General features: G+C 53.0%; 19 protein-coding genes and 1 tRNA gene. 6 read left to right on the forward strand and 14 right to left on the reverse strand.

Annotated elements, in window-relative coordinates; all coding sequences use genetic code 11:
- Positions 1-263: 263 nt before the first annotated feature.
- Entirely contained in the window at positions 264-2,447 is a 2,184-nt protein-coding gene (locus ABLV08_RS13295; protein WP_015365516.1) for an EAL domain-containing protein, read from the forward strand.
- Between the two features lie 55 nt (positions 2,448-2,502).
- On the opposite strand, the gene nupC is transcribed toward ABLV08_RS13295, so the two are convergent.
- Positions 2,503-3,705 (reverse strand): nucleoside permease NupC, encoded by a 1,203-nt coding sequence (gene nupC, locus ABLV08_RS13300; RefSeq protein ID WP_013878156.1) that lies wholly within the window; start codon positions 3,703-3,705, stop codon positions 2,503-2,505.
- A gap of 345 nt (positions 3,706-4,050) precedes the next feature.
- Between nupC and ABLV08_RS13305 the strand changes: the two genes are divergently transcribed.
- Entirely contained in the window at positions 4,051-5,286 is a 1,236-nt protein-coding gene (locus ABLV08_RS13305) for an Nramp family divalent metal transporter (protein ID WP_020078211.1), read from the forward strand.
- Positions 5,287-5,325: 39 nt separating this feature from the next.
- On the opposite strand, the gene ABLV08_RS13310 is transcribed toward ABLV08_RS13305, so the two are convergent.
- The gene (locus tag ABLV08_RS13310) at positions 5,326-5,682 is read right to left on the reverse strand and encodes a DUF2502 domain-containing protein (protein WP_013878154.1); all 357 of its coding nucleotides are present in this window, start codon (positions 5,680-5,682) and stop codon (positions 5,326-5,328) included.
- Between the two features lie 127 nt (positions 5,683-5,809).
- Entirely contained in the window at positions 5,810-6,802 is a 993-nt protein-coding gene (gene mgrA, locus ABLV08_RS13315) for an L-glyceraldehyde 3-phosphate reductase (protein WP_047054494.1), read from the reverse strand.
- A 176-nt stretch (positions 6,803-6,978) separates the two neighbouring features.
- On the opposite strand from mgrA, the gene ABLV08_RS13320 reads away from it, so the two are divergent.
- On the forward strand, positions 6,979-8,640 hold the full coding sequence (locus tag ABLV08_RS13320) for a thiamine pyrophosphate-binding protein (RefSeq protein ID WP_047054492.1): 1,662 nt from the start codon (positions 6,979-6,981) through the stop codon (positions 8,638-8,640).
- Here ABLV08_RS13320 and ABLV08_RS13325 read toward each other — a convergent pair.
- A complete protein-coding gene (locus tag ABLV08_RS13325) occupies positions 8,637-9,872 on the reverse strand; it encodes an ion channel protein (protein WP_013878151.1) in 1,236 nt (411 codons plus the stop codon). The two genes, ABLV08_RS13320 and ABLV08_RS13325, sit on opposite strands and share 4 nt — an antisense overlap.
- Positions 9,873-10,136: 264 nt before the next feature.
- Between ABLV08_RS13325 and glk the strand changes: the two genes are divergently transcribed.
- Complete coding sequence (glk, locus tag ABLV08_RS13330) at positions 10,137-11,102, forward strand: glucokinase (protein ID WP_020078214.1); 966 nt, start codon at positions 10,137-10,139, stop codon at positions 11,100-11,102.
- A 43-nt stretch (positions 11,103-11,145) separates the two neighbouring features.
- On the opposite strand, the gene ABLV08_RS13335 is transcribed toward glk, so the two are convergent.
- Together ABLV08_RS13335 and ABLV08_RS13340 are read right to left on the reverse strand one after the other, a co-directional pair.
- Positions 11,146-11,889 (reverse strand): LytTR family DNA-binding domain-containing protein, encoded by a 744-nt coding sequence (locus tag ABLV08_RS13335; protein WP_013878149.1) that lies wholly within the window; start codon positions 11,887-11,889, stop codon positions 11,146-11,148.
- An 11-nt stretch (positions 11,890-11,900) separates the two neighbouring features.
- A complete protein-coding gene (locus ABLV08_RS13340) occupies positions 11,901-13,598 on the reverse strand; it encodes a sensor histidine kinase (RefSeq protein ID WP_013878148.1) in 1,698 nt (565 codons plus the stop codon).
- A 381-nt stretch (positions 13,599-13,979) separates the two neighbouring features.
- Between ABLV08_RS13340 and alaC the strand changes: the two genes are divergently transcribed.
- Positions 13,980-15,218, forward strand: coding sequence for an alanine transaminase (alaC, locus tag ABLV08_RS13345; protein WP_013878147.1), 1,239 nt, complete (start codon positions 13,980-13,982; stop codon positions 15,216-15,218).
- A gap of 44 nt (positions 15,219-15,262) precedes the next feature.
- On the opposite strand, the gene ypdK is transcribed toward alaC, so the two are convergent.
- From ypdK to ABLV08_RS13385, 8 genes are all read right to left on the reverse strand, one after another.
- Complete coding sequence (ypdK, locus tag ABLV08_RS13350; RefSeq protein ID WP_077777854.1) at positions 15,263-15,334, reverse strand: membrane protein YpdK; 72 nt, start codon at positions 15,332-15,334, stop codon at positions 15,263-15,265.
- Between the two features lie 366 nt (positions 15,335-15,700).
- On the reverse strand, positions 15,701-16,897 hold the full coding sequence (locus tag ABLV08_RS13355; RefSeq protein WP_013878146.1) for a cyanate transporter: 1,197 nt from the start codon (positions 16,895-16,897) through the stop codon (positions 15,701-15,703).
- Entirely contained in the window at positions 16,897-17,352 is a 456-nt protein-coding gene (locus ABLV08_RS13360) for a nucleoside deaminase (protein ID WP_013878145.1), read from the reverse strand. Before ABLV08_RS13360 ends, ABLV08_RS13355 begins: the two co-directional genes overlap by 1 nt.
- Positions 17,353-17,510: 158 nt before the next feature.
- The gene (locus ABLV08_RS13365; RefSeq protein ID WP_348855943.1) at positions 17,511-18,314 is read right to left on the reverse strand and encodes a MipA/OmpV family protein; all 804 of its coding nucleotides are present in this window, start codon (positions 18,312-18,314) and stop codon (positions 17,511-17,513) included.
- A gap of 222 nt (positions 18,315-18,536) precedes the next feature.
- Positions 18,537-19,400 (reverse strand): hypothetical protein, encoded by an 864-nt coding sequence (locus ABLV08_RS13370; protein WP_032708834.1) that lies wholly within the window; start codon positions 19,398-19,400, stop codon positions 18,537-18,539.
- Between the two features lie 349 nt (positions 19,401-19,749).
- Positions 19,750-20,241 (reverse strand): WbuC family cupin fold metalloprotein, encoded by a 492-nt coding sequence (locus ABLV08_RS13375; RefSeq protein WP_032712109.1) that lies wholly within the window; start codon positions 20,239-20,241, stop codon positions 19,750-19,752.
- Positions 20,242-20,408: 167 nt separating this feature from the next.
- Positions 20,409-20,483, reverse strand: a tRNA-Arg gene (locus tag ABLV08_RS13380).
- 74 nt (positions 20,484-20,557) lie between these two features.
- Positions 20,558-21,469 carry a formate/nitrite transporter family protein gene (locus ABLV08_RS13385; RefSeq protein WP_015365532.1) on the reverse strand — a complete coding sequence of 304 codons (912 nt, stop codon included), beginning with the start codon at positions 21,467-21,469 and terminating at the stop codon, positions 20,558-20,560.
- A 247-nt stretch (positions 21,470-21,716) separates the two neighbouring features.
- On the opposite strand from ABLV08_RS13385, the gene mlaA reads away from it, so the two are divergent.
- Positions 21,717-22,478 (forward strand): phospholipid-binding lipoprotein MlaA, encoded by a 762-nt coding sequence (gene mlaA / locus ABLV08_RS13390; RefSeq protein WP_348855945.1) that lies wholly within the window; start codon positions 21,717-21,719, stop codon positions 22,476-22,478.
- Positions 22,479-22,486 lie beyond the last annotated feature (8 nt).

The following is a 22,486-nucleotide window of genomic DNA, read 5'->3' on the forward strand; positions in this document are numbered from 1 at the left end:
GCGCTTGCATGGCATGCAAGAGGTCAGCGGTTCGATCCCGCTTAGCTCCACCAAAATTCGAACCCTCGCTACGGCGGGGGTTTTTGCTTTTTGCGCCGTTAATGTAAATGACGTTAAGCTTACGTCAGCGTGTATCGAGCAAATAAAAACCAACGTAATTTAGGAATTTTTCTCGATTTATTTTCTTGCCTGCCATTATTAACCAACATACTATTTTCTGATTGCTTATAATTTTTTAGCCGCAGAGGTGTTGATTAACAATAATGACTGACATATTTAACATCAAAGTTAAAAAAACTCTGCTGGCGTTAATTGTTTGTTTGATTTTTATTCCGCTATCTCGATTAATTTCTCCGCAAACCCTTATCGACGGAAAACAAATTTATCTGGCATGGCTGCCATTAAGCGTAATGTACGCAACCATTTGTATTTTTGGCCGTTACGCCGTTGCCCCCTTGATTGTTGCGTTTGCAATTACTAATACATTTGTAATAGATCTAACTTATACACAGGCCGCTATCCTGTTATTTTGTCAGTTATTTTCCGTCTTTTTCACCTTCGCTATCATGCGCTCGTTGTCGGGGAAAAAATGGCGTAGCGGAAGGCCTGCCAAGCGCCATATCGGTCGCCGTATCTTCTGGGGCGGCTTCTTTGCCCCCATTCTGCTTAAGCTGACGATGTATCTGGCGGGGCGCTTCTTCGCCTTCCCGCTTGCCGTCTCCAGCTACTTCAGTACCGCGTCGATCATCTATTCCGTTATTGATATCCAGGCGTTGATATGCGCCGCCTTAATCTTTACTACCGCTTTCTATTACCCGATGAGAATGATGGTTTGCCCACGTTACCGGCGGGTGTTTTGGTTGCGTCATTGCCAACCGTGGCTGGTGAAAAAAAGAAGAGCCTTTACCATATATTGGTTTATGGCATTAATCACAATCATGCTGGTGCTTTGCGCGCCTTTTGATTCAGATTTAATTGCTGGATATCTGGTGCCGATTATTTTTATTCTCTACTTCATCGGTATCGGCCGGCTGGGGCATGAATTAATTCGCATTACCTGGGCTATTTCGGCATTCTTTTTAGTGGCCTATAACAAAAATTTTCTCCAGGGCGTTCAATCGGGGTACTCCTTGTCATTTGTCCTGTCGGTGTTAATTTCATTCACGATTTGTTTGTTTTACATGACGGATATTTATTCGCGTAGCGAGAGAATTAAACAGCGCTGGCGCGATCGGGCTGAAGAAGATCCGTTAACCGGGTTACCCAATCTGCGGGCGCTGGAAGGGCATTTGCGCCAATCGCCTCGGGTTGTTATTAGCAGCCTGCGTATCGAAAACCTGGACTTCCTTAGCCGTCACTACGGCATGATGATGCGTGTAGAGTGCAAACGGCAAATAGCCCGCCGTCTGCAGCCGCTCCTGGATCACCACGATAAAATTTATCAGCTCCCGGGTAGCGAGTTATTGCTGGTGATAGAGGGGCCGGAACCGGCGGCACGGTTAAACCACATCGTCTCGATGCTTAACCACGCTAAATTTAACTGGCATAACCAGGATCTGGATTTAGAGTTTGGCGCGGCGTGGGGTAGTTACAGCGGCATTGAGACCGAATTACACCCCATGCTTGGCCAGCTTAGCTGGTTATCGGAGCAGGCTGGCGCCGTGCAGCGGGTGCTGGCGTTAGATATCGCGCAGGAAGAGGTTTCCGATCAAACGACCGAACAGGTACGGATGCTGACGAAAATAAAACAAGCGCTGAACGAGCGTAGCCTCCTGCTGTATGCGCAGCCGATTCAGAACGCAGAAGGGGAGGGCTATTACGAAATCCTCACCCGTATGCGTTGCGGCGAGACGATTATCACGCCGGATCGTTTTATTCCGCTTATTGCGCAGTTCAACCTCAGCCAGCGTTTCGATATGCTGGTTCTGGAAACGCTGTTCAGCCAGATCGATCACCATCCTGGCCGACGCTTCTCCGTCAATTTGCTGCCGTATACGCTGATGCAAAAGGATAGCGCCGCTCAGATTATCGCATTGTTTAAGCGTTATCGCGTATCGCCTGCGTATATTACGATTGAGATAACCGAGGAGCAGGCGTTCTCGAATGCGGATACCAGCATGCATAATATTCAGCTGCTGAGTGAGTTCGGTTGCGCTATCGCCATTGATGACTTCGGTACCGGTTACGCGAACTATGAGCGTCTGAAGAGCCTGCAGGCGGATATCGTAAAAATTGACGGCTGCTTCGTGCACGAAATCGAGAGCGACCAGCTTGATGCGATTATCGTCAAATCCATAATCGAAATCGCGCGGGCGAAACAGCTTACGGTAGTCGCAGAGTACGTCGAGACAGAGGCGCAAAAGGCGATGCTGTTGGCGCTGGGCGTCGATTATTTACAGGGTTACCTGATTGGCAAACCGCAGCCGTTAAGCGAATTAAAGGCGTAAAAAAGCCGGGCGATAACGCTGCCCGGCTTGTTATGCTATTAACGTCAGTTTGGGATTACAGCACCAGCGCAGCGATGGAAGCTGACAACACGCTGACCAGCGTGGAACCGTAAACCAGTTTCAGGCCAAAGCGGGAAACCACGTTACCCTGCTCTTCATTCAGGCCTTTAATTGCCCCGGCGATGATACCGATAGAAGAGAAGTTGGCGAAGGAGACCAGGAAGATAGAGATGATACCTTCCGCACGCGGGGAGAGCGTCGCTGCCACTTTCTGCAGATCCATCATCGCCACGAATTCGTTAGACACCAGTTTGGTCGCCATAATACTGCCCACCTGCAGCGCTTCGCTCGCCGGCACGCCCATCACCCACGCAACCGGATAGAAGATGTAGCCGAGGATCCCCTGGAAGGAGATGCTGTAGCCAAACCAGCCGGTGACGGTCGCGAACAGGGCGTTGAGTGCGGAAATCAGCGCGATAAAGCCGATCAGCATCGCCGCGACGATAATCGCTACTTTAAAGCCTGCCAGAATGTATTCGCCCAGCATTTCGAAGAAGCTCTGACCTTCGTGCAGATTGGACATCTGCAGGTTTTCTTCGCTCTGCTCAACGCGGTACGGGTTAATCAGCGACAGGACGATAAAGGTGCTGAACATGTTAAGCACCAGCGCGGCAACCACATACTTCGGTTGCAGCATAGTCATATACGCGCCGACGATAGACATCGAAACGGTAGACATCGCGGTTGCCGCCATGGTGTACATACGGTTGCGCGACATTTTGCCGAGAATATCTTTATAGGCGATGAAGTTTTCCGACTGACCGAGGATCAGCGAGCTGACGGCGTTGAAAGATTCCAGTTTACCCATGCCGTTAACTTTCGACAGCACGGTACCGATAGCGCGGATGACAATCGGCAGAATGCGAATATGCTGTAAAATACCAATCAGCGCAGAAATAAAGACGATTGGGCACAAAACCTTCAGGAAGAAGAAGGCCAGACCTTTATCGTTCATGTTACCGAATACGAAGTTGGTGCCCTCGTTGGCGAAACCGAGAAGTTTCTCGAACATCTCGGAAAAGCCTTTCACAAAACCCAGACCGACATCGGAGTTCAGGAAGAACCAGGCCAGCAAAACTTCAATAACAAGTAATTGAATAACATAACGAATGCGGATCTGCTTACGGTTGTGACTGACCAACAAGGCCAGTATAGCCACCACAACGATCGCGAGGACAAAATGCAAGACGCGGTCCATATTTGCTCCAAATATGAGGCAGGTTAAATTTCCGTGCACATTCTATGCAACAAGCCTAAATAAAACGAGATCGAATCCACACTATTGCAAGGATATGTGACCAATAACAAAAATAGTGATCAATCGTACATTTTTGTTATGTTATGCAAAGGTATTAAAAGTTGCATTAATGTACTAATCTGATGAAAGGCGCGTTGTCCACAGCTTCACGCCCGTTTCGTTATTTGGCCTACTATCGTTCCCTCCTATCAAAGCAATCATTATCACCTTTCTAAATGAACTTGATAATCATTCGCATTTTGATAGCATTAAACATAGCAAAGGCTATATTTCCAGGGGCAGAAAATGACTAGCAGTCGCGTTGAGAATAGCAGCGGTCGCGCAGCGCGCAAGATGAGGCTCGCACTGATGGGGCCCGCGTTCATTGCTGCCATCGGCTACATCGATCCGGGTAACTTCGCCACGAATATCCAGGCAGGCGCCAGCTTTGGCTATCAATTATTATGGGTAGTGGTCTGGGCGAACCTGATGGCGATGCTGATTCAGGTGTTATCGGCCAAGCTCGGTATCGCCACCGGTAAAAACCTCGCGGAACAGATCCGCGATCACTACCCGCGCCCGGTGGTATGGTTTTATTGGGTACAGGCGGAAATTATCGCCATGGCGACCGATCTGGCTGAATTTATCGGTGCGGCCATCGGCTTTAAGCTGCTGCTCGGCATTTCCTTATTGCAGGGGGCAGTGCTGACCGGTGTCGCGACTTTCCTGATCCTGATGTTGCAGCGTCGCGGGCAGAAACCGTTGGAAAAAGTCATTGGCGGGCTACTGCTGTTTGTGGCAGCGGCCTATGTGGTTGAGCTTATCTTCTCGCAGCCGGCGTTAGCGCCGCTGACCAAAGGCATGATCATTCCGAGTCTGCCTAATGGTGAGGCGGTATTCCTTGCCGCCGGGGTACTCGGCGCGACGATTATGCCGCATGTTATTTATCTGCACTCGTCGCTGACGCAGAACCTGCACGATGGGTCGCGCAAAGAACGCTATAACGCCACGCGTTGGGATGTGGCGATTGCGATGACCATCGCTGGTTTCGTTAACCTGGCGATGATGGCGACCGCCGCCGCTGCGTTTCACTTCAACGGCCACACCGGCGTGGCCGATCTCGACCAGGCTTATTTAACTCTCGAACCGCTGCTCAGCCATGCCGCCGCGACGGTTTTTGGTCTCAGTCTGGTTGCCGCCGGTCTCTCGTCGACGGTAGTCGGAACGCTTGCCGGGCAGGTCGTGATGCAGGGGTTTATCCGCTTCCATATTCCGCTGTGGTTTCGCCGGACAATCACCATGCTGCCGTCATTTATCGTGATTATGATGGGGCTGGACCCGACGCGTATCCTGGTGATGAGTCAGGTGTTGCTGAGCTTCGGGATTGCGCTGGCACTGGTGCCGCTGCTAATTTTTACCAGCGATGCGCGGTTAATGGGCGATCTGGTTAATAGTCGGTGGGTAAAACGCATCGGTTGGCTGATTGTGGCGATTGTGGTGGCGCTGAACGGCTGGCTGATTATTGGTTCAGCATTAGATTAATACGGCAACAAAAAAGGGAGCTTTCGCTCCCTTTATCAATTAGTGGTGCCCGTGGCCGTGACCACGTCCGCCGCCCGGGCCTCGGCCCCAGCCGCCACGACGATCGTTCCAGCCTTCGCGATAGCCGCGCTCGTAAGCGCGACCGCGATCCCAGCCGCGTTTATCCCAACCGCGATGCCAGCCGTTATCATGGCGATGCCAGCGGTGATCGCGCCATTCATAATGACGACGCCAGTAATCACGGTCGCGCCAGCCGCCACCGTCCCAGTAGTTACCGTAACCGTCACGATCGCCAATTTGTAATTTTACCGATGGCAGCAGGGTGATTTCACCAGCATTAGCGATAACCGGCGCGCATGCCAGCAGTACCGCAGCCAGAATCAGTGACCTGAACATACTCTTCTCCTCACGATCGGGTCTTAAATGACCTGTTAACCAGATATTACGAGCCGGTAAAGAGACGTAGCATCAGGGAACTCTTAAATCGCAAGAAATAGCACTTTTTGCCAAAGTAAAAATGAGTTTACACCGCAAGGATCGCATCAATGGCGGCGCACTCTTCAGCGCTGAACTGACGATTGCTTAACATACCCACGGCATCGTCCAGTTGCGCCGTTTTACTGGCGCCGATCAGCACTGACGTCACTTTATTTTCACGCAGCACCCAGGCCAGGGCCATCTGTGATAGCTTCTGTCCGCGGCGCCCGGCAATGGCGTCAAGTTGGCGGACTTTTTCCAGCCGCTCGGCGGTGAGCTGTTCCGGCTGTAAAAAACGGCTATTGCTGGCTGCGCGAGAGTCTGGCGGAATACCGTTTAGATAGCGGTTGGTCAATTGCCCGCCGGCCAGCGGTGAAAACGCTATACTTCCCACGCCTTCGGCCTGCAGCATCGCTAATAATCCTTCTTCCACCCAACGTTCAAACATCGAATATTTGGGTTGGTGAATCAGGCAAGGTGTGCCGAGATCGTTGAGGATAGCGATAGCCTGACGCGCCTGCTCAAGCGGGTAGTTTGATAAACCAACGTAGAGCGCTTTCCCCTGGCGAACCAGATGATCCAGCGCCCGCATGGTCTCCTCCAGCGGTGTCTCCGGATCCGGGCGGTGGTGATAAAAGATATCGACGTACTCAAGGCCCATCCGCTTCAGGCTCTGGTTGAGGCTGGCGACCAGATACTTGCGCGATCCCCAGTCGCCATAAGGGCCGTCCCACATGGTATAGCCCGCTTTACTGGAGATGATGAGTTCGTCGCGGTAGGGCAGAAAATCTTCTTTGAGGATCCGCCCGAAGTTGCTCTCTGCCGATCCCGGCGGCGGGCCGTAATTGTTCGCCAGGTCGAAGTGGGTAATACCAAGGTCGAAGGCGTGACGCAGCAACTGGCGGCTGATCTCTACCTGTGTTTCATCGCCAAAGTTATGCCACAGGCCGAGAGATATCGCCGGTAGCTTCAGGCCGCTGCGCCCGCATCGGCGGTACTCCATGGCCTGATAACGCGTGTTACTTGCCTGGTAAACCATACTTCCTCCGCATCAAAACAGGGTGTGTATACGTTTACACTAATCAATGTTGTATGCGGAGTATATGGGGAAAACGCGTAAATTTTGCTTTCCACCCTCTTTGTTGCTCACAATCTGGACAGTTAAAACGCATATCTAATACTCAGATTACCTGCACAACAACAAGGATTATGGATATGCAACCGACTTACACCATTGGCGATTATCTGCTGGATCGTCTCGTAGATTGTGGTATCGATCGCCTGTTCGGCGTACCTGGTGATTACAACTTACAGTTTCTCGATCACGTGATAGCCCATCAAGATTTGGGATGGGTCGGCTGTGCTAACGAACTGAACGCGGCCTACGCCGCAGACGGCTATGCGCGTATAAAAGGCGCTGGCGCGCTGCTAACCACCTATGGCGTAGGGGAGTTAAGCGCGTTGAATGGGGTGGCTGGTAGTTATGCGGAACATATCCCGGTGCTGCATATTGTTGGCGCCCCTTCCACTGGCGCGCAGCAGCGGGGTGAACTCCTGCACCATACGCTCGGCGATGGTGATTTCACCCATTTCTCGCGGATGAGCGAACAAATTACCTGTACTCAGGCGACGCTAACGGCGGGCAACGCCTGTCATGAAATTGACCGGGTATTAAGCGACATGCTGACCCACCACCGCCCTGGGTATCTGATGCTGCCTGCCGACGTGGCGAAAGCCCGCGCGGTGCCGCCGGCCCGCACGCTGGTGATTAAGGGCCCGGCGGCCGATGAAAACCAGCTTGCCGGCTTTCGCGAACACGCGGCCAAACTGTTACGCAGCAGCCGCCGCGTGTCGCTGCTGGCGGATTTTCTCGCCCAGCGTTACGGTCTGCAAAACACACTACAGCAGTGGGTTAAGTCCGCGCCGATAACCCACGCCACCATGCTGATGGGGAAAGGGCTATTTGACGAACAAGGCTCAGGTTTTGCCGGGACCTATAGCGGGATCGCCAGCGCGCCGCAGACTCGCGAGGCGATGGAAAGCGCCGATGCCATCATCTGCGTGGGTACGCGCTTTACCGATACGATTACCGCCGGCTTTACCCATCATTTGCCAACGGAGAAAACCATCGAAATCCAGCCGTTCGCCGCGCGGGTAGGCGATCACTGGTTCAGCCGGATCCCGATGGATCAGGCGCTGGCGGCACTCATTGACGTTTCTGGCAAGCTGTCCGCCGAATGGAGCGCGCCAGATATCATCGCCCCCGACGCTTCCGGCGCGCCGCAGGGTAATCTGACGCAGAAAAACTTCTGGAGTACGGTCGAGAAACAGCTGCGGCCGGGCGATATTATTCTTGCCGATCAGGGGACCTCGGCATTCGGCATCGCTTCATTAAAACTTCCCTCACAGGCGACGCTGCTGGTGCAGCCGCTATGGGGCTCAATCGGCTTTACGCTACCTGCCGCCTACGGCGCACAGACAGCCGCCGCGGACAGAAGGGTGGTATTAATCATTGGCGATGGCGCCGCCCAGCTCACTATCCAGGAGATGAGCTCAATGCTGCGCGATAAGCAAAAGCTGTTAATTTTGCTGTTGAATAACGAGGGTTACACCGTCGAGCGCGCGATTCACGGGCCGGAACAGCGCTACAACGATATCGCGTTGTGGGACTGGAGCCGCTTCCCCGATGCTTTTGCGCCGGATACGCCTTCCCGCTGTTGGCGGGTAACGCAAACCGGCGAATTGGCGGAGGCGATGGCCGATAGCGTTAACTCCGATAAGTTAACGATGGTCGAAGTCATGCTGCCGAAAATGGATATTCCTGATTTCTTACGCGCGGTCACCCAGGCGCTGGAAAATCGCAACAACCGCGGCTAATCGCCGCGGCGTTTGGCAATCATCAACGGCTTCCCGGCCAGCAGTAGCCAGGCCGGGAGCATCACGATACAAAGCAGCGGCAACAGGGTGGTGTCAGGCACCACTACTGACGCCATAAACAGACTCAGCCAGCCGTCGCGGGTAACGACCAGCACCAGGCCGAGGATCGCGCAGGAGATGGTAATGGCGGCCGGTACCGCTTCAACGTGAGCATGCAGCATTAGCCCCAACGAGACGCCGACAAACACCGCCGGGAAAATACGCCCGCCGCGGAAACCGCATGCGGACGCCAGCACCAGCGCCGCCAATTTCACCACGGCAATGAGCAGAAAATCGCCAGCGCCAAGCGTCTGGCTGGAGGCCAGTTGCTGCATTTCGTCCAGACCTTTAAATAGCGTAATATGCCCGCCGATAACGCCCAGGATCCCCAGTAAAAAACCACCGATTCCCAGCATTAACACCGGATTTTTCAGCCGGTGGATGAGCGCGTGCAGACGCGGCAGACACCACACGGCGACCATGCCAACGGCGATGGCGATAAGCGTGACAATCGCGCCGCTGATGATATCGACGATGCGCAGGTGCGGATAGTGCGGGATTGGCAGAGTGAAATTGGGATGGAAAAAAATACCGGTCGTCAATGCGCCTGCCGCCGCCGCCAGCAGCGGGGCGAACAGCCGGTCCCATAACGGAACGTCGCTGCTGCTATTGAGCGTTTGCGAAAAAATAAGCGCCGCGGCAACCGGCGTGCCGAACAGCGCGCCGATGGTTCCCGACGCGGCGAGAATTGTCCAGTCCAGCGAACTTACCCGTGGAAACAGGCGCGAACCGAGGGCGACGGCAAGCGCTATATTGACGACCATGATCGGATGTTCCGGCCCGAGACTGACACCGCCCGCGAGGCCGAGAATCAATGCCGCCAGTAACCCCGGTAGCGCGTTGGTGGCGATGGGCGCGCCGATCAAGGATTCGGTTGCCGGATCCGGCCCCCCATGACCGGGGCTGAAACGGACTACCAGCCCCACGGCAATCCCGGTGAGAGTGAGGATGGCAATTATCCACAGCGGGCTATCGGCGGCAATGCCGACATGTGCCGGCAGGTCGCTCCACAAGATGCTCTGCAGAATCGCGGCGATCTTCATCGCCACAATCAATACCAGGCTGGAAGCGATACCAATAAGAATGGCGGGTATCGATAACAACAGCATCGTTCTGGCGCGCGGGTGCAACATGAAGGGTTCCTTTTAAATGTCCTGAAGCGCTACTTTGCCTGTCTCTGTAAAGAGCTTCGGCGCAAATGGTGCTGAAACGATAAACTTAAGGCCAAACCTGACGTTGCGTGTAGGTCATAAGATGCCGTGTTACATAGATTACAGGCTAAATGTGACCAATGTCGCTAAACTACCGGCGGCTGTACGTTGGGCGTTGTTGTTATGTCGCCATGAATTTACAGTGTGCGAAAAGAATTATTTTGACTTTAGCGGAGCCGTAACGGAATGACAAAATTTGCTTTAGTAGGAGACGTCGGCGGAACTAACGCCCGTCTGGCGTTATGTGATATCGCAAGCGGGGAGATTTCCCGCGCTAAAACTTATTCCGGGCTCGATTATCCAAGCCTTGAGGCCGTTGTACGCGTCTATCTCGACGAACAAGCCGTGAAGGTCGATGATGGCTGCATCGCCATTGCTTGCCCCATCACCGGCGACTGGGTAGCGATGACCAACCATACCTGGGCTTTTTCTATTGCCGAGATGAAAAAGAACCTCGGATTCGCGCATCTGGAAATCATTAATGATTTTACCGCGGTGTCGATGGCGATCCCAATGCTCAAAGACGAGCATCTGATCCAGTTCGGCGGCGCGCAACCGGCGGAAGGTAAACCGATCGCAGTCTACGGCGCAGGTACCGGTCTTGGCGTAGCGCACCTGGTACACGTTGATAAACGCTGGGTGAGCCTGCCTGGCGAGGGCGGCCACGTTGATTTCGCGCCGAACAGCGAAGAAGAGGGCATTATTCTCGAGGAGCTACGCAACGAGTTAGGCCACGTGTCCGCCGAACGCGTTCTGTCCGGCCCGGGATTAGTTAATCTGTATCGGGCGATTGTTAAATCCGATGGCCGTTTGCCGGAGAACCTGCAACCGAAGGACGTTACCGAGCGCGCGCTGGCGGATACCTGCATTGATTGTCGCCGCGCGCTGTCGTTGTTCTGCGTCATTATGGGGCGCTTTGGCGGTAACCTGGCGCTGACCCTCGGCACTTTCGGCGGCGTGTACATCGCGGGCGGTATTGTCCCGCGTTTCCTTGAGTTCTTTAAGGCGTCGGGTTTCCGCGGCGGGTTTGAAGATAAAGGGCGCTTTAAAGCCTACGTGCAGGATATTCCGGTTTATCTCATTGTCCATGATAACCCAGGCCTACTGGGCTCCGGCGCGCATCTGCGCCAGACGCTGGGGCATATCCTCTAAACCACTCTCAGCCGGGCGGCGGTGTCTGCCGTCGCCTATCTCATTACAGATTCATCAACTGGCGAAACTCTTTCACCTTACTGCGGCTGACCGGCACCTGAAACTCAAGGTCGCGTAGCCGTAGGACGTAGGTGTTGTTGAACCATGGCTCTATTTCGCGAATTTTATTCAGATTGACGCAGTATGAGCGGTGGCAGCGAAAGAAGTGCGCAGCCGGCAGTTTGCTGCAGAATTCAGTGATGTTCATCGGCATGACGAATGATTCACGGCGCGTATAAACGAAGGTCATTTTTTCATGCGCTTCCGCGTAATAAATATCGTGAATGCTGGTGACGATGATCCGCTCGTCTTTAATCAGATTAATGGTGTCGTTTTCGCGGGTCGGGTTGTGCGCGGGCGCGCCGCTCACCGCCACCTGCTGCTGTTGCTGCCAGGCGCTGGACAGCTTCTGTAGCATGTTAATAATCCGCGATTCCTGATAAGGCTTAAGGATGTAGTCAAACGCTTCCAGTTCAAAGGCTTCCACCGCATGTTCTTTCCACGCGGTGATAAAAACGATAAACGGCTTATGCGCGAACTGGCTAATATTTTGCGCCAGCAGTACACCGTCCAGAGAGGGAATATTGATGTCGAGAAAGATGGCATCGACTTTATTGTGCTGCAGGAATTTCAGCACATCGAGACCGTCGTCAAAGGTGCCGACGATCTCCATCTGGCTGTGAGTATTAATCAACCAGGTGAGTTCCTGCTGCGCCGGGAACTCATCTTCCACAATAATAACTTTCATATTTTCTCCGCTCATGGCAACAGCGACACCGGTTCACTCGCCGGGGCGTGCTGGTTGGGGACGTAGAACGCAATCTCCGTTCCCGGCGTCAAGCGGCGGATATGCAGCCCTTCGCCGTAGAGCAGTTTCACCCGATGATGAACATTCAGCAGGCCAATTTTATTGCCCGGCATCTCGTCGGCTTCGACGCGGGCTACCACCGCCGGGTCAATACCGTTACCGGTATCCCGTACGCTAATGCGCACCCGGTTTCCGCATTCGTTGATGGCGATGGTCACCACGCCCTTACCCCGACAGGGTTGAATACCGTGGACGATGGCGTTTTCAACCAGCGGCTGAATGAGCAGGCTGGGGATGACGCAGCTGACGTCCTCGTCAATATCATAAATCACCGTCAGCTTGTCGCCGAAACGCGCCTGCTCAATCGCAATATAATCCTTAATTTGGTACAGCTCGCGCTTGATGTCGATCTGCTCGTCATCTTTTAACTCAATGTTATAGCGTAAATAGCGCGACAAATTGAAAATCAACTGTCGTGCGGTATCCGGATTCATGCGGATGGAAGAGGAGATGGCGTTAAGCGCATTAAACAGAAAATGGGGATTAATTTTACTCTGCAGGGCGCGTAGTTCCGCTTTATTGGCCATTTCTCGTAGTTGTTCGGCCCGCGAGACTTCAAGCTGAGTGGAGATAATTTGCGACAGGCCGATCGCCATCTCCTGCAGCGAGGAGGTAATACGATGCGCATGGCAGTAGTAAATTTTCAACGTGCCGGTCACCACGCCTTTCTCACGTAGCGGAATGACCAGCATGGAGTGGATCTCCGGCGTTCTGTAGGCTTCGTCGTTGTTTTTAATGATGATGGTGTCGCTTTCAATGGCTTGACGAGTGGTTGGGCTGATATCGTTGTTGCGATCGTTATAGTTATTTTCCCCGTAGCCAACATAAGCCAGCACCCGGTCAGTGGTGGTAATCGCGACCGCATCGGCATTGATGTCCCGGCGAATAATATCGCAAACCTGACGCAGCGATTCGCTGTTAACGTGGCGGAAGAGCGGCAGCGTTTTGTTGGCGATATCTAACGCCAGTTTTGCCTGGCGCGCCGCGCTGGCCTCTTTCTCGCCTTCCACGCTCTGGACCAGCAGCACAATAAAACCGATGCAGATGCTGCCAAGGATCATCGGAATACCGATTTTGGAGACAATATCGATCCCCAGCGCCAGCGTCGGCGCCCACAGCACCACGAGGATCATGGTTAGCGTTTCGCACAGCATCCCGGCCAGAATCCCCACCTTCCAGCGCTGGGCTTTCGGAATTTTGCGATTAATAAGCCCGGAAAGTAGCCCGGCGACAATGCTGGTGATAAAGCAGGGGATGGCTGTTACACCATCAATATCAATGAGATAGCGGTGTACCCCGGCAATCACGCCGACAATCGCGCCGACCCACGGCCCAAACAGGATCCCGCCGGACATCACCGCGATAATCCGTACGTTGACCAGCGAACCCTCTACCGGAACGCCGGACCAGGTGCTAAACAGCGCAAACATGGAGAAAATGGCGGTGACCGCCAGCAGCTCGCGAGGCGTATGCGCCGATTTATGCAGCAGTTCGCGGAACAGGCGTAAGCGGATAAGAAAAAAGAGGCAAATGAGCATTAATGCCGCGCGGTCAAAAACCGCCAGCAGCATATTAAATATATCGTGCATGGATGCGCCCAGGATTCGCGGGAAAGCAATATGATAGAAAACCTCACGCCAGAAGGCTAGCAGCAGAGATAAATGGGGAACAGGCTTAAAAATTAAAGGGGATAAGTCGCTCACTCCAGCTATCAGGCCGTTTATGAGTAACGATGATACATTTGAGTATTATAAATGATATCAATATGTTGATTGTTTATTTACGTTACATTCGTTTCGGGAACACGTTCTACCGCATACTGAGGCGTGATGACCCGTTTTACGCGTGGGCGATTATTTTTTATCAACCCTCTCGACAGCGTGTTTTTTTTCAGGTTATTTTCTAAACGTGCCACATCGGTGGCCGCGTCGCTCGGACGGTCCGGGCGCTAACGTTAATCTGAGGAATCTATGGCTGAATTCAGTCCTGAACGCCGTTTTACGCGTATCGATCGTCTCCCTCCGTATGTTTTTAACATCACTGCCGAACTGAAAATGGCTGCGCGTCGGCGCGGCGAAGATATTATCGATTTCAGTATGGGCAACCCGGATGGCGCCACGCCGCCGCATATTGTTGAAAAACTGTGTACCGTCGCCCAGCGTCCGGATACCCACGGTTACTCTACTTCCCGCGGTATTCCTCGTCTGCGCCGCGCGATTTCACGTTGGTATCAGGAACGTTATGACGTCGATATCGACCCGGAATCAGAAGCCATCGTGACGATTGGTTCGAAAGAGGGGCTGGCGCATCTGATGCTGGCGACGCTCGATCATGGCGATACGGTGCTGGTGCCAAACCCCAGCTATCCGATTCATATTTACGGCGCGGTTATCGCCGGGGCGCAGGTCCGTTCAGTCCCGCTGGTGGAAGGTGTAGATTTCTTCAATGAACTGGAACGCGCGATCCGCGAGAGTTATCCGAAGCCGAAAATGATGATTCTGGGCTTCCCCTCGAACCCTACCGCGCAGTGCGTCGAGCTCGATTTCTTTGAGAAGGTGGTGGCGCTGGCGAAACGCTATGACGTGCTGGTGGTACACGATCTGGCCTACGCTGATATCGTCTATGATGGCTGGAAAGCGCCGTCGATTATGCAGGTGCCCGGCGCGCGCGATGTGGCGGTCGAATTCTTCACCCTGTCAAAAAGCTACAACATGGCCGGCTGGCGTATCGGCTTTATGGTGGGGAATAAAACGCTGGTTAACGCGTTGGCCCGCATCAAAAGTTATCATGACTACGGGACCTTTACACCGCTGCAGGTGGCGGCGATTGCCGCGCTGGAAGGCGATCAGCAATGCGTGCGTGATATTGCGGAACAATATAAACGTCGTCGTGATGTGCTGGTGAAAGGGCTGCATGAGGCAGGCTGGATGGTTGAGTGCCCGAAAGCGTCGATGTACGTGTGGGCCAAAATTCCGCAGCCATATGCGGCAATGGGATCGCTGGAATTCGCCAAAAAGCTGCTGCAGGAGGCTAAAGTGTGCGTCTCGCCGGGAATCGGCTTTGGCGACTACGGCGATACTCACGTGCGTTTCGCGTTGATTGAAAACCGCGATCGTATCCGTCAGGCTATTCGCGGCATCAAATCCATGTTCCGCGCCGATGGACTGCTACCGGCAGCCAGTAAAACGGTGACTGAACACCACGAATAAAAAATGGGAGCCGCCCGGCTCCCATTTCTTTGCTGCATAGCAGGTTAAATCATCAGGGCGAAAGTACCGGCCCAAACGATGACCATAAAAGAAATTCCCATCAAAAAGTATTTCACGACATGTCACTCCGCATTTCGGCGAAACGCCTAAATGAATTTAACTTTAACCGTTGTGGGACTGTCGCAGATAAAACCAGACTATTCTGGCGGCTGCGGCAGTCCGAAATTCTGTGCGCTATTTGCTCCAGATGGCGCTAATGTACGCTTAAAAAATGGTGGAAACAAGATCCATTTTTTTATTAATTTTTAGTTACTTACGACTGTCGTGAATAGGCGACACATTAATTTCATTCGGTAATAAATTTAATTACGGCGACGGTGATTTAAAGCAATACCCTGACATTTCGTAGTTATTTGATTTTGGGATTTTTTCTATTGGCGGGGAGGTGCAGAAATCATCTTCTGCACCCTGGAGCGATGAGGTTAGCGGGCGGTTGTCGTCGGCGCGCGCCACTGATGCGGATAACGTGCGGGCACAAAGCGTAAGGTAAGCGCCATTAAGATGAACACGCAGATGGCGTGGAATTCCCAGTCCAGCTGGTAGTTTCCGCTCAGGCTGCGCAGCAGCCCCGAAAGCCATGGCGATAACCCGGCGATAATAAAACCGATGCCCTGCATAAACGCCACCAGCCGAGCGGCGACGGCTGGCTGCGGAGAATGGTCCAGCGCCAGCACCAGACAAAGCGGAAATGCGCCGCCTAGTCCTACGCCGCAACTCACTGCCCACAGCAGAGGCCACTGTTGTGGCCACCAGATGAAACCGCAGAACCCGAACAACTGCAGCGCCAATGCCAGCATCAGCAGCTTACGACGATCTTCGTGGCGAGCGAGCATCGGTAGCACCAGCGCGCCGGCGGTTTGGCCGACGGTCATCAACGCCAGAAGCGTGCCGCTAAACTGGGCGCTGTGGCCAAGCTGCATATAATAGGGCGGTAACCAGGCAATCAGGCTGGCGTAGCCGCCATTGATCAGCCCGAAATAAAGGCCAAGCGTCCAGGCGCGGTGGTGGCGAAAGACCGCCGGCGCGACTTGCGCCGATGCGGCAACCGGCGCGGCGGGTAACATTTTGCAGAGCGGCAACCAGCCAATGATCGCAGCCAGAGCCGGTAGCGTCCACCACGCCAGCGCGTGGTGCCAGAGCGCGCTATGCTGCGCAAGCCAGGGGGTGATTGCGGCGCCCAGGCCGCCTCCGCCCATCAGCGCCGCTGACCACAATCCCATCACCTGTGGCGTACGGCGATGAAAAAGACGTTTAATAACGCTGGGTATAATCGCTTGAATCACGCCGATGCCAATCCCGCCGAGCAGCGCGCTGCTAAGCAGCAGACCGCTTTGCGGCGCCAGCTCACGCAGCATCGCGCCAATGCTAATCGCCAGCAGACTTAGCGCGATACTGCGGTTTTCACTAACGTGGCGGTTAACCCAGCCTCCGGCAAGCGCCAGCACCCCCATCGCGATGACCGGAAGGGCGGTCAGTAGTGAAACCAGGGTAAAGCTCATGCCAGTTGCGTGCCGCAGTTGCGGCAGTAATGGACCTATCGAGGTCAGTAGCGGGCGCATATTAATGCCGATCAGTACCAGCACAAATAGCGTCAGCGTTTTGCGTTGTGTCTGGCTCATTACGCTTTATCCGCCCAGCGCTGATACAAGGCCAGCCCTTCGGGTTGTGGGCAGTGGTGAATGGGGAGTGATTGGTTGTCCAACGGCTGCTGCAATTGTTGGTAGATAGCGGCGGTTGAGAGATTGAAGCGCTCGCCATCCTGATTGCTGTTGGCGAAATAGACTTCGCGCACGCCGGTTAAATACATCGCGCTCAGACACATCGGGCAGGGTTGCCCGCTGGCGTAAACCACGCATTCACGCAATACCTGATTGCCCAGACGTAGAGAAACGTCGCGGATGGCGTTGAGTTCAGCGTGTGCGGTAGGATCGCCGCTCTGGTGCAAGGTATTCACCGCTTCGGCAATGACTTCGCCGTGGCGTACTATGACGGCGCCGAACGGGCGGCCGCCGTTTTCAACATTAGCGGCGGCAAGCGTAATGGCGCGCTGAAGATGGTTATCATGAGTAGGCATGAGCGGCTCCTGTAAAAGTCGGGTAGAAGAACTTAATCGGCGGCAGGCTGGAGATTGAATCCTGCAACAGGGTAGCGAGCTTACGCCATAAGCTAAAAGACTTATTTATAATTGAGTTAATCAGATTAACTTATGGATTGAGGAAATGCCCTGATGTTCTACCAGGTATATCCGACGCCGAGGATGCCATACAGTTCGCCGCTGTGCTGGACAATGGGACTATTGGCAATATCATCATCATAGCGTTCGTAGTTTGCCGCTATCATTCCGACCCAGTGGGGGCTGAAGCGGTAGCTGGTAATGATGGCGACCATTGGTGATACCGTCGTGCCGGTATCCCATTGGGGACGCTCGGGCGTCGCCTCGCTTGCTGATATGCCGCCAAAATAGTAGTTCGCCATATTATGACTACGTACCATCAGGCCCATCCCCGGCATCACCAGCAGATTATCTTTGATGATTGGAAAATCAGCCCATAGCAGCAGCTCCTGGCCGTTGCTGCGGCCGCTGATATCTGAACTGATGCGCGCGCTTATCAGCGCGTATGGTGTGATCCATGTGGCGCCAATTCCGCCTTCCAGTTCGCCTTTACGTTCGTTCATCCCCCTAAAAGCCGTATCGTCGTCGGGATCTAAATTACCGAAACGCCAGCGTCCGTAGCCGTATAGCGCGATAGTGTCATCAAGATGAAAATAGTAGCGGGCGCGATCCCCCAGATACATTAACTGGTCGCCAAAATATAATCCGCCGGGAATAAAGTGGGTTTCGTTGTCCTGCTTTTGGTAGCGCGCGGTACCGCTAATCGCGGTGCCGCCGAGAACCCAACCTTTCGGCACCGGGCTGTTCGGGTTATCAGCAGAAAAAATGTCGATCGAGCCGAGGTCGACCTCAGCGCGAGTGGAACCACAATACAAAGCAAGGGTACCGAGAACGACTACAGGGCATCGGGATAGTTTCAGCATGAGCTCATAGTTGGCGTGAAATGATGAAGTGAATGTGAATCGTCTGTGATAAACACCAGAAGATATATAGACGATAGAGCACGTGTTGGGGAATTTTTTTTGTTTTTTATCGTACTTTTTTTGCTTTGCTTTTGATCGAGAAAGTAAAGTGTGGCGGTATCGGTACTATCACTATGGACAATGGCGGATTATTCGTGTGAATAATCCGCACAAAAGTGAGTATTATGAATTGAGGATCAGTTCAGAGAGTGAAGCCATCGAATGATTTTCGTTGGTGACGATGCCTTCTTTTTTTAACTTTTCCATAATGGATTTAAAGGCGAGCTGTTTACTGCTTTCTGTCGCATTCAGTAAATCGCGGTTAAAGGCGGGGTTGGATTGAATGATATAGTTAATGAACTCGAGCAGCAGCTTATTTTGTGGCGGTGTTGATGGCTCATTAATGGTTTTTTCATTATATGAATTCATCGCGGCTTCAGAATACTCTAGCGGACGACTGCTGATGGTGTGCTCGTAAATTTTCTCAATTTCTTTGCTGGTAATATACAGCTTGCTGAGCTCAATCGTCGGCTTATCATCATTATCAGGAATGAAATTGCAGTAGATGACGTTTTTAGCCGGGGAGATAATGCTCAGCGTATCTTCTTGCTGAATGTTATCCGGATTCTCCAGCACATCCATTAAATTTCTTGAATGAGTGTGCCATAAACCCGAAACAGAAACGTTGAGTTTAATTTTGGCGATGGCGCTGTCGTGATCGGCATCAATGACCGACACATTTTCATTCAGGGTGATGATGTTGTTTATTTTAGAGTGCTGAGACCAGGGCTTGTTGGCTTTGGTAATGTCATCAAAACCGCCGTAGCCGTATGATGAGTCGCCAACCCCCTGATTCCGGGTCAGGGCGCTATTGAGCGTGCCGCGATTCTTTTTCAGTTTCAGGCACAGGCTGATAGCGCCGATATCGTGCCAGTGAAGTAAATCTTCCAGTTCGCACTGTAGGAGTTTTTGCGCACGAGCGATAGAGCAATACTCCAGTGGTGGGAGATTGTTCAACTTCCAAATGTTTCTTTCTATCTTATTCATGGCGATAATTATATGTAAATGTTTTTAATAATCTGCGTTCCTGATGAACAGAGCGCCAGCGTTGTTGTTCGACTACACTATCCTTTCCATAAAAAATTATTCAGCAGTGAAATATAAATCCACAATGAAGAATTTTTATGTGACAGATGGCGGCAGTTAAAACACCTACCATAATCGATTATAATATCTTTTTCTTAATAAGGTATAGAATATTGCTTAATTAACGATAAAAATGGGGTAAACCATGGTGCTTTATTCTGGTGATGGATATACTCTATATTAATTATAGATGATATAAATAAAAAAGACGCCGCAGCGCCTTTTTTGCAGTAATCATCGCAGGCTCAAATTAGCGAGCACTCTTCTGAAGAGTAAAACCGCCATCCCCCACCTGGGCCGTGGCATACCACGCCATTAATTCCTCGGTGCCTGGCGCGCCTTCGGCTGGCGCCCATGGCGCGGAATCCTGTTCGGCTACCGGCTGATAGCCTCCGTGCTTGACTTCAAAGATGATACCGCCGCAATCGAGCGACAGTACCGCATGCCAGGTGCCCGCCGCCATTTCCAGCGCCGCGCATTCTTCGCCTAGTACTACACGCTGGGTCACGGTCCCTTGCTCATCGAAGTTCAGCACCACAAAACGGCCGCTTAACGGCAGCAGCAGCTCAAAAGTATGAGGATGACGGTGAGGGCGAATGTAGGTTCCCGGCTCCATGGCAATGGCCAGACGCTGTACCGGATCGCTTAATTCCGGATGAAAATTACGATGTGCCCGTAGACGGGGAGCGGCCGCCGCGGCTGCGCTCTGCTGCTGCATATCACTGATGGTGATTTGTTTCATCTAAACCGCCTGCTTGAAAAACTGATAAACGAAGGCTTTCGCCGCTATCTACGACTAACGATCGGGCCTTTTACTGGAATACTTACAGATAAAGCTTAGCTAAAGTAGATGGTTTATTGCTGATTATAAAGGGGTTATTGAATCCGGTAGACGTCAGGAGAGGCGCATGGTGTCCCCTGCAGGAATCGAACCTGCAACTAGCCCTTAGGAGGGGCTCGTTATATCCATTTAACTAAGGGGACAAGGCGGCGGGATTATAGCGTTTTTTCCGCCGCCCGTTAAGCGCATTGCGATTAATTGCTTAATTTGCAGCCGTTTAGCCCTTTTTATCTGCTTCGGCCTTCGCTTTGGCTTTCTGTTCCTGGGTCATGTCGTTGCGAATCTGGGCGTGGCTTAGCAGGGCGAAGATAAAGGTGCCGCCGCAGATGTTGCCGGCGAGCGTCGGCAGCGCGAAGGGCCAGATGAACTCCTGCCAGGGCAGGGCGCCGCTGAAAATCAGATAGAAAATTTCCACACTGCCGACGACGATATGCGTGGTGTCCGCCAGCGCAATCAGCCAGGTCATCAGGATGATGACGATGACTTTCGCCGAGCCGGCGGCCGGGAACATCCAGACCATTGTCGCCACCAGCCAGCCGGAAATAATCGCGTTGGCAAACATTTCGGTCGGCGTGTTTTCCATGACTTTCTGGCTGATGCTTTGAAACGCCTCACGAGTGGCGTCATCGAAAATCGGCATGATATTAAACGCCCAGGCGGCGATAGCCCCACCCAATAAATTACCTAATAACACCACACCCCACAGGCGCAGCAATAATGCAATATTACCGGCGCTGGGTTTATGCATAATCGGCAGCACGGCGGTGACGGTATTTTCCGTAAACAGCTGCTGGCGGGCGAGAATGACAATAATAAAGCCGAAGGTGTATCCCAAATTCTCCAGCAGATAACCGCCGGGCAGGGCGCCAAGGTGAACATGAAAAATCCCCTTGGCTACCAGCGAGGCGCTAATCGACAAACCGGCGGCAATTGCTGACCATAGTAGCGCCATGGCATCGCGCTCGAGCTCCTTTTCACCCTCCTGGCGAATCACCTCATGGGTAGCCATTGCCTGCGAAGGCAGACGCTCTTCATCTACTTCTATTTTCTCGCCATGCTGTTTCTCTTCGCTTTCAACTTCTCGTTCATCGCTATCATGCATACTGGTGGGGGTATTTTGTCGGGTCATGGCTGCTCTCCCTTTGTATTTGTTACTAAGCGTAGAGAGAAATCAGCGCGGCGGCACAGGATATGCTCCTAAATTCAGCGCAATGGCAAGAATAGCAATACGAATATTGCAAAATATGTATAGAATCGGGGAGCAACAATTATGCCAAAGAAGGCTATGCTGAAAGCAGCTACCCAACGATAAAATGCTAATGGGGGCGCCGTCCCGGATGCCTCCAGCGATAGTCAGAATTAACAGGGAGACACCTATGAATTATCGCCTGTCGGCGCTTGCGCTTGGCGCCACATTGCTGGTGGGATGTGCCAGTTCCAGCACTGACGATCAGCCGCAGGGGCGTTCAGATCCGCTTGAAGGGTTTAACCGTACCATGTTCAACTTCAACTTTAATGTGGTTGATCCTTATGTACTGCGTCCCGTCGCCGTCGCCTGGCGTGATTATGTGCCGCAACCGGCGCGTAATGGTTTAAGCAACTTCACCAGCAACCTTGAAGAGCCGGCGGTAATGGTCAACTCCTTCCTGCAGGGCGATCCCTATAAAGGCATGGTGCATTTCACACGCTTCTTCCTTAACACTATTCTCGGGATGGGCGGCTTAATCGACGTCGCAGGTATGGCGAACCCGCAGCTGCAGCGCGTTGAACCGCATCGCTTTGGTAGCACGCTGGGCCACTACGGCGTGGGCTACGGCCCGTACGTACAGCTGCCGTTCTATGGTAGTTTCACCCTGCGTGATGAGGGCGGCGACATGGCCGATGGCCTGTATCCGGTACTCTCCTGGCTGACCTGGCCGATGTCCATCGGTAAATGGGCGGTCGAAGGGATTGAAACGCGCGCTCAGCTGCTGGATTCCGACGGCCTGCTGCGCCAGTCTTCCGATCCATACATCCTGATGCGTGAAGCCTACTTCCAGCGGCACGACTTTATCGCCAACGGCGGTAAGCTGACGCCGGCCGATAATCCGAACGCGCAGGCGATTCAGGATGAGCTGAAAGATATCGATTCGCAGTAATCCACGCG

Origin of the sequence: Klebsiella sp. CN_Kp088 (genome assembly GCF_040064335.1) — a bacterium.
Lineage (GTDB): Bacteria > Pseudomonadota > Gammaproteobacteria > Enterobacterales > Enterobacteriaceae > Klebsiella > Klebsiella aerogenes.

Bases quoted from the DNA above. Each gene is read 5' to 3' on its own strand.
- ABLV08_RS13295 (WP_015365516.1), top strand. From the start codon at position 264: ATGACTGACATATTTAACATCAAAGTTAAAAAAACTCTGCTGGCGTTA.
- nupC (WP_013878156.1), bottom strand. From the start codon at position 3,705: ATGGACCGCGTCTTGCATTTTGTCCTCGCGATCGTTGTGGTGGCTATA.
- ABLV08_RS13305 (WP_020078211.1), top strand. From the start codon at position 4,051: ATGACTAGCAGTCGCGTTGAGAATAGCAGCGGTCGCGCAGCGCGCAAG.
- ABLV08_RS13310 (WP_013878154.1), bottom strand. From the start codon at position 5,682: ATGTTCAGGTCACTGATTCTGGCTGCGGTACTGCTGGCATGCGCGCCG.
- mgrA (WP_047054494.1), bottom strand. From the start codon at position 6,802: ATGGTTTACCAGGCAAGTAACACGCGTTATCAGGCCATGGAGTACCGC.
- ABLV08_RS13320 (WP_047054492.1), top strand. From the start codon at position 6,979: ATGCAACCGACTTACACCATTGGCGATTATCTGCTGGATCGTCTCGTA.
- ABLV08_RS13325 (WP_013878151.1), bottom strand. From the start codon at position 9,872: ATGTTGCACCCGCGCGCCAGAACGATGCTGTTGTTATCGATACCCGCC.
- glk (WP_020078214.1), top strand. From the start codon at position 10,137: ATGACAAAATTTGCTTTAGTAGGAGACGTCGGCGGAACTAACGCCCGT.
- ABLV08_RS13335 (WP_013878149.1), bottom strand. From the start codon at position 11,889: ATGAAAGTTATTATTGTGGAAGATGAGTTCCCGGCGCAGCAGGAACTC.
- ABLV08_RS13340 (WP_013878148.1), bottom strand. From the start codon at position 13,598: ATGCACGATATATTTAATATGCTGCTGGCGGTTTTTGACCGCGCGGCA.
- alaC (WP_013878147.1), top strand. From the start codon at position 13,980: ATGGCTGAATTCAGTCCTGAACGCCGTTTTACGCGTATCGATCGTCTC.
- ABLV08_RS13355 (WP_013878146.1), bottom strand. From the start codon at position 16,897: ATGAGCCAGACACAACGCAAAACGCTGACGCTATTTGTGCTGGTACTG.
- ABLV08_RS13360 (WP_013878145.1), bottom strand. From the start codon at position 17,352: ATGCCTACTCATGATAACCATCTTCAGCGCGCCATTACGCTTGCCGCC.
- ABLV08_RS13365 (WP_348855943.1), bottom strand. From the start codon at position 18,314: ATGCTGAAACTATCCCGATGCCCTGTAGTCGTTCTCGGTACCCTTGCT.
- ABLV08_RS13370 (WP_032708834.1), bottom strand. From the start codon at position 19,400: ATGAATAAGATAGAAAGAAACATTTGGAAGTTGAACAATCTCCCACCA.
- ABLV08_RS13375 (WP_032712109.1), bottom strand. From the start codon at position 20,241: ATGAAACAAATCACCATCAGTGATATGCAGCAGCAGAGCGCAGCCGCG.
- ABLV08_RS13385 (WP_015365532.1), bottom strand. From the start codon at position 21,469: ATGACCCGACAAAATACCCCCACCAGTATGCATGATAGCGATGAACGA.
- mlaA (WP_348855945.1), top strand. From the start codon at position 21,717: ATGAATTATCGCCTGTCGGCGCTTGCGCTTGGCGCCACATTGCTGGTG.